This window comes from Sphingomonas sp., from assembly GCF_051962185.1.
Classification (GTDB): Bacteria; Pseudomonadota; Alphaproteobacteria; order Sphingomonadales; family Sphingomonadaceae; genus Sphingomonas.
Genome location: NZ_JBQCCN010000273.1, coordinates 1 through 8718 on the forward strand (window position 1 = coordinate 1; position 8718 = coordinate 8718).

Here is an 8718-nt window from a genome sequence, read left to right on the forward strand (position 1 = left end):
TTCGAGTTCCAGAACGTGGCGCGGACGCGGCGGCCCTGGTTGATGATCTTCTGCTGCTCGAACACCTTGGTGAAGAAGATGTAGAGCGTGAAGAACAGCATGATCAGCAGAATGCCGGCAGTGGCATAGGAGATCACGCCGCCGTTGTGCAGCGCGTTGAAAAAGCCGAACTGTTCCTGGGCGCCACCGGCCGCACCAGCGTTAAGGATGGAGATGCTCATTCGGATGCTTCCTCTTTAAACCTTCAATCTTGAATATCGTCTTCAAATGCGAACTCGGTCGGCGCCCGGATCCCGCGCGCCGACCCGATCAAATCATTCGTCCTGCAGCTGCCATTTGATGCCCGGCAACGTGTAGCTGTAGGGCTGGGCATTGCCGTCCGCGTCCTTCTGGACGGTGAAACGGCCACGGCGCTGGGCCAGACGGCAGGTCGCATCGTCGAGCGACGAATTGCCGCTGCCCGACGTCACTCGACAGCCCGCGACCTTGCCCGAGGTGTCGATGCTGAGAACCACCGTGACGCGCCCCTGCGCACCAGCGCGCTTGGCATCGGACGGATAGTCTTCATTGGTGAACCAGTTGCCCGGATTCCCCCTCGGACCGCCCCGGACCGCGATCCTCGGCGGCGCGGGCGGCGCCGGCTGCGCGGGCGGTGCCGGCGGAATGACCGGCGCAGGCGCAGGCGGAATCACGTTGGTCGTGGCGATGTTGTTGTTCGTCACCACCGGCGGCGTGATCGGCGGGATCACGACCTGGGTCGGCGGCGGCGGCAGATTCGGCTGGTCCGGCGGCGGGGGCGGCGGCTTGTCGGGCGGCGGCGGCGGCGGCGGTGGCGCCACGTCGAACGCATTCAGTTTTTCGGCCGCTTTCTTGGCGAAGTCCATCGCCAAGCCGGTCACGAATGCATAACCGAATCCCGCAACGATCAGCGAAACCAAGATAATCGCTACGATACGGCTGCCGGTTGTATCACGATCAGCATATGACATTCAGAAACTCAACTCCCTCGTGTCCGACCCGCGAATGTCGCTCGACATTAACTGTCCAGCAACGAACCCTTCAGCTAGCGCCAGATGGGGCAGAGCGCGAGTCTCTATCGTTAGGTCCGCAATGACGCAAACGCTTTGTCGGACGCAACAAACGTACAATCGCTGCATGGCAGAATTATTTCTGTAAAGGAACGAGCCGATCGCCTAACTCGTTCGACATGTCACGCGTTCCCATGACCCGATTCCTCTCCATTCTGCTTCTGACGGCCCTGATTCCGGTGATACCGGTGTCAGCGACCACAGCTCCACCACCGCCCCCCGTCTATCGTTATGCCGATCTGGCTGATTTGGCGACGAAGGCGCCGATGGTCGCGGACGCCACTATCACCGATGCCGCGAAGATCAAGCCGGCAGAAGCAGTCAATCTCGCGCCCGGTCATGTCCGTTACTATCTGACCGTCACCATCAACGCCCTGATCCGCGCGCCCGGCGCGCTACCGCCCCAGATCGGGTACCTTTACGATGCGCCGATCGGGGCCGACGGTCGCACGCCCAGACTCAAGAAGACTCGCGTGATCCTGTTCGCGCGGGCGGTGGCCAATGCGCCCGACCAGGTTCAGCTGATCACGCCCCGCGCGCAGCTGATCTGGTCGCCGGCGACCGAGGCGACGGTGCGCAGGCTCGCCGCCGACATCGTCTCGCCCAAGGCGCCGCCTGCCATCCTCGGCATCGCCAACGCCTTCCATGCCGCCGGGGTGCTCCCGGGCGAAGGTGAAACGCAGATTTTCCTCAAGACCACCGGCCACCCGATCTCGCTCGGGATCCAACGCAAGCAGAACGTCGCGCCGGTGTGGACGGTTTCGCTCAGCGAAGTGGTGGAGGACGCACTGCCCCCGCCGCAGCGCGATACCTTCCTATGGTATCGGTTCGCATGCGGCCTGCCGCCCCAAATTCCAGCCGACACGTTGTCGGGACTGGAGCCGGCCGACGCCGCGGCGGTGCAAGAGGATTATGCGCTGGTCAAGACGAGCCTCGGCCCCTGCCGCGGCGGCCGGCCTAGCGGCGATGCCGGACCAGGGTGATCCCGATTGATTCGCCCGCCTCGGCGATCGCCAGCTTGACGATCTTCACCTCGACGCGGGCGACACGCTTGTCCTGAAGGAACAGCGTCTCGCAGATATGGTCGGCCACCCCTTCGATGAGCGTGAAGTGGACGCCGTCGGGCAGCGACCGGGTCGCCGCATGCTTGAGGTCGAGGTAATTCTTCGACATCGACAAGGGCGATTCGGGGCCGAATCGGCCGGGCAGGTCGAGATCCACGGTGATCGAGATCCGCAGCGGCTGCGGCAAATGCGTCTCTTCCGAATAGATGCCGGTCAGCACCATCGCTTCGATGTCGTGCACTTGCAGTTGCAGCCGGTCTTCCAAGTCGCATCGTCCCTTGCCGAGCCCGCGCGAGATGTCGGTCGGGCGCGGGCGCCCTGCCCTGCCCGGCGCCCGCGATCAAGTCCCCGGGGAGATCGCACGGCCGCGCTCCTTGTATTCGCGCGCGATGCCGTTAAAGCGCGCGCCCCCGGGGACGCACCCCGGCTATATTCCGAGGAGGCTTCGTGAAGTGACCGAATTCGTGCCGATCAGCGCCGTCGATCCCGCCGCCGTCGAGGCGTTGCTGGACCGCGCGTTCGGGCGAGATCGGCATGGCAAGACCGCCTATCGCCTGCGTGCGGGGATCGAGCCGATCGCGGCACTCAGCTTCGCCGCGATCGAGGACGGCGCGCTCGCCGGCACGATCCAGTGCTGGCCGGTGGCGCTGCACGGCGACGAAGACAGCCGTCACGCGCTGGTACTGGTCGGCCCGGTCGCGGTCGAGCCGTCGCGCCAGCGCGGCGGGCTCGGCAAGGAACTCGTCCATCAGGCGCTCGACGCCGCGGTCGAGCTCGATCTCGACGAGGCGATGATGCTGGTCGGCGATCCCGAATATTATGGCCGCTTCTGGGGTTTTTCCGACGAGGCTACCGGGGGCTGGCGCTTGCCCGGACCGGTCGAGCAACGGCGCGTGTTGGCACGCGGCGCCAAGGTCCCGGCGATCGCCGGCATGCTTGGACCCGGTGCGGTCGTCGACGTGTGACGGCGGTCGTCGCGTCCGTCCTCGCTCCGGTTGCGCCCTCGTTCCGGCTGCCCTAGCGATCGTCGCATGCCGATGGCCCCGCTTCCCGACCTCGCCAGCCTGTCGCTCGCCGACATCGCTCGGCTCGCTGGCGAGAAGCGGCTGCCCCCGGTCGAGCAGTGGCACCCGGCGCATTGCGGCGACAGCGACATGCGGATCGCGCGCGACGGCACCTGGTTTCACATGGGGTCGCCGATCGGAAGGCCGGAAATGGTGCGGCTGTTCGCGACCATCCTGCGGCGCGAGCCCGACGGCGGCTACGTGCTGGTCACGCCGGTCGAGAAACTCGACATCGCGGTCGAGGACGCGCCCTTCGTCGCGGTCGAGATGAAGGCGGAAGGCGACGGCCGCGACGCGGCGCTCGCTTTCCGCCTCAACACCGGCGAGCTGGTCACCGCCGATGCCGAGCATCGTCTCCGCTTCGAGCAGGCCGAAGACGGTCCGCGTCCCTATCTCCACGTGCGCGGCGGCCTCGAAGCGCTGGTCGCCCGCGCGGTCTATTACGATATCGCCGAGCGCGCATTGGCCGGCGACGACCAGCCGCCCGGCGTATGGAGCAATGGCGCCTTCTTCGCGCTGGAGCCCGACGCATGACGGCGCTCGCCGACCGCCTGCGCGCAGCGCTCGACCATGTCCACGAACCCGAGCTGCTGCCCGGCGACCGGCCCGGCATGACGATTGACGATCCGCGCATGCCGGCCGCCGTTCTGGTCGCGGTGGTCGACCGTCCCGAGCCCGGGCTGATCCTGACCCAGCGGACCGACACGCTGCGTCGCCACGCCGGCCAAGTCGCTTTTCCGGGCGGCCGGATCGATCCCGGCGACGTCGACGCCGCCGACGCCGCGTTGCGCGAAGCGGAGGAGGAGATCGCCCTGCCCCGCGACGCGGTAACGCTGGTCGGAGAGGCCGATCGCTACGTCACGGTCACCGGCTTCGAGGTGATCCCGGTGGTCGGGGTGATTCCGCCCGACCTCGACTATCGTCCCAACGAGGCCGAGGTCGCCGACGTCTTCGAAGTGCCGCTGGCGTTCGTGCTCGACCCGGCCAATCACATCCAGGCGAGCGCCGAGTGGCAAGGGCGCATGCGCCATTATTACGAGATTCGTTGGGGCGAGCGCCGCATCTGGGGCGCGACCGCCGCAATGCTGGTCAATCTGTCGCGGCGGCTGCGATGGGCGGCGTGACCGACCTTCCGCCCGCGCCGTGGCGCGCGCGCCCCGGTCTGGCGCGGCTGGTCGCCGCGCTCGGTCCCGGCGATGCCCGGATCGTCGGCGGCGCGGTGCGCGACACCTTGCTCGGAATCGAAACCGCCGATGTCGACCTGGCGACGCCGCACGATCCACGCACGGTGATCGCCCGGCTCGAAGCGGCCGGGATCAAGGCGGTGCCGACCGGGATCGAGCATGGCACGATCACCGCGGTGTCGAGCGACGAGGTCTATGAGGTCACGACCTTGCGCCGCGACGTCACCACCGACGGGCGCCGCGCGACGGTGGCGTTCACCGACGACTGGCGTGAGGACGCCGCTCGGCGCGACTTCACGATCAACGCGCTCTACGCCGATCCCGCGACCGGCGAGCTGTACGATTATTTCGACGGCATCGCCGATCTGGAGGCGAGGCGGGTACGCTTCATCGGCGATCCCTATCGTCGCATCGCCGAGGACCATTTGCGCATCCTGCGCTTCTTTCGTTTCCTCGCACGATTCGGCGACGAGGCGGACGCAGAGGGGCTGAACGCTTGTACCGACCGCGCCAACGACCTGATGGCGCTGTCACGCGAGCGCATCGCCAACGAGCTGTTGCGCCTGCTCGTCGCGCCCAAGGCGGTCGATGTCGTCCAGCTCATGCTCGACCGCGGAATTTTCACCCCCGTCTTGCCGGAAGTCGATACCGCGGGAGTCAGCCGTCTGCGTCGGCTCGCGTCGTACGAGATTCTCAACATCGACCCCGATCCGATACGCCGGCTGGCAGCCCTGCTTCCACAGGATCCGGTCGCCGTCGAGCTCGTCGCGAGCCGACTGAAACTTTCGAATGCCCAGCGCAAGCGTCTGGTCACCGCGGTTTCTCCCCTGCCGGAGGTCCATGACGAGGCCGACGCCTGGCGGGAGAAGCTGGCGTATCGAATCGGTATCGAGAGCGCGATAGACCAACTGCTGCTCCACGGCAGCGCGGTAGCTGCGGCAAGATTGAAAGATATGAATGAAGTTCCGCGGTTTCCGGTCAAGGGCGGGGACCTGATCGCGCGCGGGCTATCGAAGGGCCCCGACGTCGCGAAGGCCTTGCGCCGGATCGAAGACCGCTGGGTCGCCGAAGGATTTCCCGACGCCGCCCGCGTCACGGCGATTACCGACGAGGAAGTCGCTCAGGTCCTCGACGCGAGCAGATAGTCGTACGCCTCGTCGGCTTCGAGCGGCTTGGCGTAGACGAAACCCTGGCCGTACGTGCAACCGAGCGCGGCTAGCGTCTGGGCCAGCTCATTGGTCTCGATCCCTTCCGCCGTGGTTTCCTTGCCCAGCGCCTGGGCGAGGCTGAGAATCGCGCGGACGATCGCGATCTTGTCGCGGTCGGCCAACATGCCGGTGACGAAACTGCGGTCCATCTTCAGCACGTCGATCGGCAGCTTCTGGAGATAGGCCAGGTTGGAGTAACCGGTGCCGAAATCGTCCATCGCCAGCGTCGCGCCCAGGCTTTTGAGCTGGTGCATGGTTCCCGCGACACGCTCGGGGTCGGACACCAACGCGCTCTCGGTCAGTTCGAGGGTGAAGCGGCTGCCGGCGAGTTGGTTGCGCAGCAACGCGTCTTCGACCACCGGCGCGATATCGTCGCGCTGCAGCTGGATCGCCGACAGATTGACCGCGAGCTTGACGCCGCAGTCGCCGCCGGCGCGCATGTCCCACGACCTGAGCGTGCGCGCCGCCTCGTCGATCGCCCAGCGGCCGAGCGGGACGATCAACCCCGATTCCTCCGCGACCGGGATGAAATCGGCCGGAGAATGTTCGCATCCGCGCTCGTCGGTCCAGCGTGCGAGCGATTCGAACGCCACGACCTGACCGGTCGCGAGGTCGCAGATCGGATGATAGGTCAGCCGCATCGCGCCGTTCTCGATGGCGCGGCGCAAGTCGGTTTCGATGCCGAATTGCTCGCGAGCGATGTCGAACGCTTGGGTCTGGTAATATTCCGCCTGGCCCGAATTCTTGGATCGCTTGACCGCGAACTGGGCGTGACGGATCAGATCCTCGGAATCCTCCACCGTATCGGAATCGAAGGCGATGCCGATCGAACAGGACACGCGGATCTCGAAATCGGACATGCGGAACGGCGTCGCCAGCGTGTCCTGAATGCGCTGGACCACCTGTACCGCCTCGGCTTCGCTGTCCTCCAGCATCAGCAGGATGCCGAACTCGTCGCCTCCGGTGCGTGCGAGCGTGTCGGAGGCGCGCAACGCCCCCTTCAACCGACGTGCCAGCGTGATCAGCAATTCGTCGCCAGCCATCGACCCCATGCAGGCATTGACGCGGCTGAATCGGTCGAGATCGATGATCAGTACCGCGAAATGCGCGCCTTCTCCGCTCTCGGCGATCCGTTCCTCGAGCAACTCGCTGAAGCCGGCCCGGTTGGGCAGGCCGGTCAAACTGTCGGTGATCATCTCGCGACGCAGGTTGCGCGCGGTACGCAATTCGCCGGTATGGTCGACGAGCGTGATGAAACAATGCGACGATCGCGGCGAGCGTCGAGCGAGAGTGACGCGAAAGTGTCGGCAATCGACCGCGTCGCCGAATTCCCAGGCGAAATCCTCTTGCGCCGCCTCGCCCGCCAGGAATGCGGAAATGCGATCGCCGAGCGCGGCGAGCAACGGCGAGTGGTTGCCGGTGTTGCCCAGACCAGCGACGCGGAAGGCGCGGTTCGCCGCCTCCACCACGACTTCGTCCTTGGGACGGCCGACCAGCCCCAAGGGAACCGGGATCAGCTCGATCGACGTGGCGATTCGCTCGATCTCGTCAGCGCGCAGGCCAACGGCCGCCAATTCGGCGGGCGCGGCTTTTGCCGCTTTCGCGCGAGACAATCCGAGCGCCATCGCCACCCGCTTAGAAGCGATTGGTTAAAGCGCTCTGAAGCTTGCCGGATTTCAGCGATTTGGCGGGCGGCCGGCAACGTGCTGCGGTCAGCCCTCTCTCGCCTGCGCGAAGGCTTCGAAGGACAGCCTTCTTTCTTCCAAGCGATCAGAACCAAAAAGAATAAGCGCCTCACCTTGCCACTGTTTGACAACGGCGGCGAACCGCTTCCTCTCCGGCGGTGCTAGCGTGTTCAGAATCTGTTGTCGCGGGGGAATCCGGTCGGCGGCATCCGGCCCGCCGCACCCCGCGCGGTCCGCCATGGTTGCAAGTCGGTTTCGGTACGCGTCCGCCCGCTCTCGCCTCCCATCGCCCAGCTCAGGCCGTCGGCGAACTTGAACGTGATCGCGTCGGACAATCCGCCGTCGCGGTAGCGCTGGAGCTGTACGCCCTGCCCCTTGGCAAGCTCGGCAACTTCGGACAGCGGGAACACCAGCATCTTGCGATTGTCGCCGATCGCGGCGACGTAATCGTCGTCGCCGCCGATCGGATAAACCAGTTTGAGCTTGGCTCCGGGTCGCGGATTGACCACCCCTTTGCCCTTGCGCGTCTCGGCGACGGCATCGGCCGCCTTGAGGACGAAGCCGCGTCCGTCGGTCGCCGCGACGAGCAGCTTTTCGGAACGCGCGGCGGGGAACAAGGCGACGATCCCGACCGCTCCATCGAGGTCGATCATCAATCGCACCGGCTCGCCAAACCCGCGTCCGCCGGGAAGCTTGTCGGCGGCGAGCGTGTAGAAGCGTCCGTTCTCCGCGGCGAGCAGCAATTTGTCGGTGGTCTGGGCGTGAAAGGCAAGGAAGGCGCCGTCGCCTTCCTTGAACTTCATCGCATCGGCCGAGGCAAGCTCGACATGCCCCTTCATCGCGCGGATCCAGCCGCGCTGCGATAGGATCACGGTGATCGGTTCGCGTTCGATCATCGCTTCGAGCGGGATCTCGCGTGCCGGCGCCGCTTCCTCGATCAGCGTCCGCCGGCGGCCAAGCTCGGTTTCCGGGCCGTAACGATCGCGCACCTTGCCGAGATCGCGCTTCAGCCGCGTGCGCTGCCGTGCGTCGGACGACAGCAGCAATTCGAGTTCGGCCTTTTCCTTCTCGAGCCCGTCGCGCTCCTTGCGCAGCTCCATTTCCTCGAGCTTGCGCAAACTGCGCAGGCGCATGTTGAGGATCGCCTCGGCCTGGCGGTCGGTCAGCTCGAATTCGGCCATCATCACCGGCTTGGGCTCATCCTCGGTGCGGATGATCTCGATCACGCGGTCGAGGTTGAGATAGGCGATGATATAACCGTCGAGCAGTTCGAGCCGGTCGGCGATCTTGTCGAGCCGGTGCTGCGAGCGGCGGCGCAGGACGATGAACTGGTGCTCGACCCAGGCGGCGAGCGCCTCGCGCAGGCTCATGACGCGCGGGGTGCGCGTGGCGTCGAGCACGTTGAGGTTGAGCGAGAAGCGGCTT

General features: G+C 66.1%; 9 protein-coding genes and 1 pseudogene. 5 read left to right on the forward strand and 5 right to left on the reverse strand.

Features of this window, described 5'->3' with window-relative positions; genetic code table 11:
• Nucleotides 1-221, reverse strand: a pseudogene (locus ACTHJR_RS17205) (MotA/TolQ/ExbB proton channel family protein); the annotation flags it as partial.
• Between the two features lie 93 nt (nucleotides 222-314).
• Entirely contained in the window at nucleotides 315-938 is a 624-nt protein-coding gene (locus ACTHJR_RS17210) for an energy transducer TonB (protein WP_440524520.1), read from the reverse strand.
• A gap of 416 nt (nucleotides 939-1354) precedes the next feature.
• Between ACTHJR_RS17210 and ACTHJR_RS17215 the strand changes: the two genes are divergently transcribed.
• A complete protein-coding gene (locus ACTHJR_RS17215; protein ID WP_440524522.1) occupies nucleotides 1355-2071 on the forward strand; it encodes a hypothetical protein in 717 nt (238 codons plus the stop codon).
• Here the strand turns inward: ACTHJR_RS17215 and ACTHJR_RS17220 are convergent.
• Nucleotides 2046-2417 carry a dihydroneopterin aldolase gene (locus ACTHJR_RS17220; RefSeq protein WP_440524524.1) on the reverse strand — a complete coding sequence of 124 codons (372 nt, stop codon included), beginning with the start codon at nucleotides 2415-2417 and terminating at the stop codon, nucleotides 2046-2048. The genes ACTHJR_RS17215 and ACTHJR_RS17220 overlap by 26 nt on opposite strands.
• A 187-nt stretch (nucleotides 2418-2604) precedes the next feature.
• Here ACTHJR_RS17220 and ACTHJR_RS17225 point away from each other — a divergent pair, with 187 nt between their 5' ends.
• The 4 genes from ACTHJR_RS17225 to ACTHJR_RS17240 all read left to right on the forward strand — a co-directional run bounded on the left by ACTHJR_RS17225 (nucleotide 2605) and on the right by ACTHJR_RS17240 (nucleotide 5545).
• Complete coding sequence (locus ACTHJR_RS17225) at nucleotides 2605-3117, forward strand: GNAT family N-acetyltransferase (protein ID WP_440524526.1); 513 nt, start codon at nucleotides 2605-2607, stop codon at nucleotides 3115-3117.
• 66 nt (nucleotides 3118-3183) lie between these two features.
• Nucleotides 3184-3750 carry a DUF1285 domain-containing protein gene (locus ACTHJR_RS17230; RefSeq protein ID WP_440524528.1) on the forward strand — a complete coding sequence of 189 codons (567 nt, stop codon included), beginning with the start codon at nucleotides 3184-3186 and terminating at the stop codon, nucleotides 3748-3750.
• The gene (locus ACTHJR_RS17235; RefSeq protein WP_440524529.1) at nucleotides 3747-4340 is read left to right on the forward strand and encodes a CoA pyrophosphatase; all 594 of its coding nucleotides are present in this window, start codon (nucleotides 3747-3749) and stop codon (nucleotides 4338-4340) included. The genes ACTHJR_RS17230 and ACTHJR_RS17235 overlap by 4 nt, the downstream gene beginning before the upstream one ends.
• On the forward strand, nucleotides 4328-5545 hold the full coding sequence (locus ACTHJR_RS17240; RefSeq protein ID WP_440524530.1) for a CCA tRNA nucleotidyltransferase: 1218 nt from the start codon (nucleotides 4328-4330) through the stop codon (nucleotides 5543-5545). The genes ACTHJR_RS17235 and ACTHJR_RS17240 overlap by 13 nt, the downstream gene beginning before the upstream one ends.
• Here ACTHJR_RS17240 and ACTHJR_RS17245 read toward each other — a convergent pair.
• Both ACTHJR_RS17245 and ACTHJR_RS17250 read right to left on the reverse strand, forming a co-directional pair.
• Nucleotides 5521-7233 carry a putative bifunctional diguanylate cyclase/phosphodiesterase gene (locus tag ACTHJR_RS17245; RefSeq protein ID WP_440524532.1) on the reverse strand — a complete coding sequence of 571 codons (1713 nt, stop codon included), beginning with the start codon at nucleotides 7231-7233 and terminating at the stop codon, nucleotides 5521-5523. The genes ACTHJR_RS17240 and ACTHJR_RS17245 overlap by 25 nt on opposite strands.
• Before the next feature lie 230 nt (nucleotides 7234-7463).
• Nucleotides 7464-8718, reverse strand: a 1255-nt coding sequence (locus tag ACTHJR_RS17250) for a DNA gyrase subunit A (protein ID WP_440524534.1), incomplete at its 5' end; no start/stop codon positions are given.

Bases quoted from the DNA above. Each gene is read 5' to 3' on its own strand.
- ACTHJR_RS17235 (WP_440524529.1), top strand. From the start codon at position 3,747: ATGACGGCGCTCGCCGACCGCCTGCGCGCAGCGCTCGACCATGTCCAC.
- ACTHJR_RS17245 (WP_440524532.1), bottom strand. From the start codon at position 7,233: ATGGCGCTCGGATTGTCTCGCGCGAAAGCGGCAAAAGCCGCGCCCGCC.
- ACTHJR_RS17230 (WP_440524528.1), top strand. From the start codon at position 3,184: ATGCCGATGGCCCCGCTTCCCGACCTCGCCAGCCTGTCGCTCGCCGAC.
- ACTHJR_RS17215 (WP_440524522.1), top strand. From the start codon at position 1,355: ATGGTCGCGGACGCCACTATCACCGATGCCGCGAAGATCAAGCCGGCA.
- ACTHJR_RS17240 (WP_440524530.1), top strand. From the start codon at position 4,328: ATGGGCGGCGTGACCGACCTTCCGCCCGCGCCGTGGCGCGCGCGCCCC.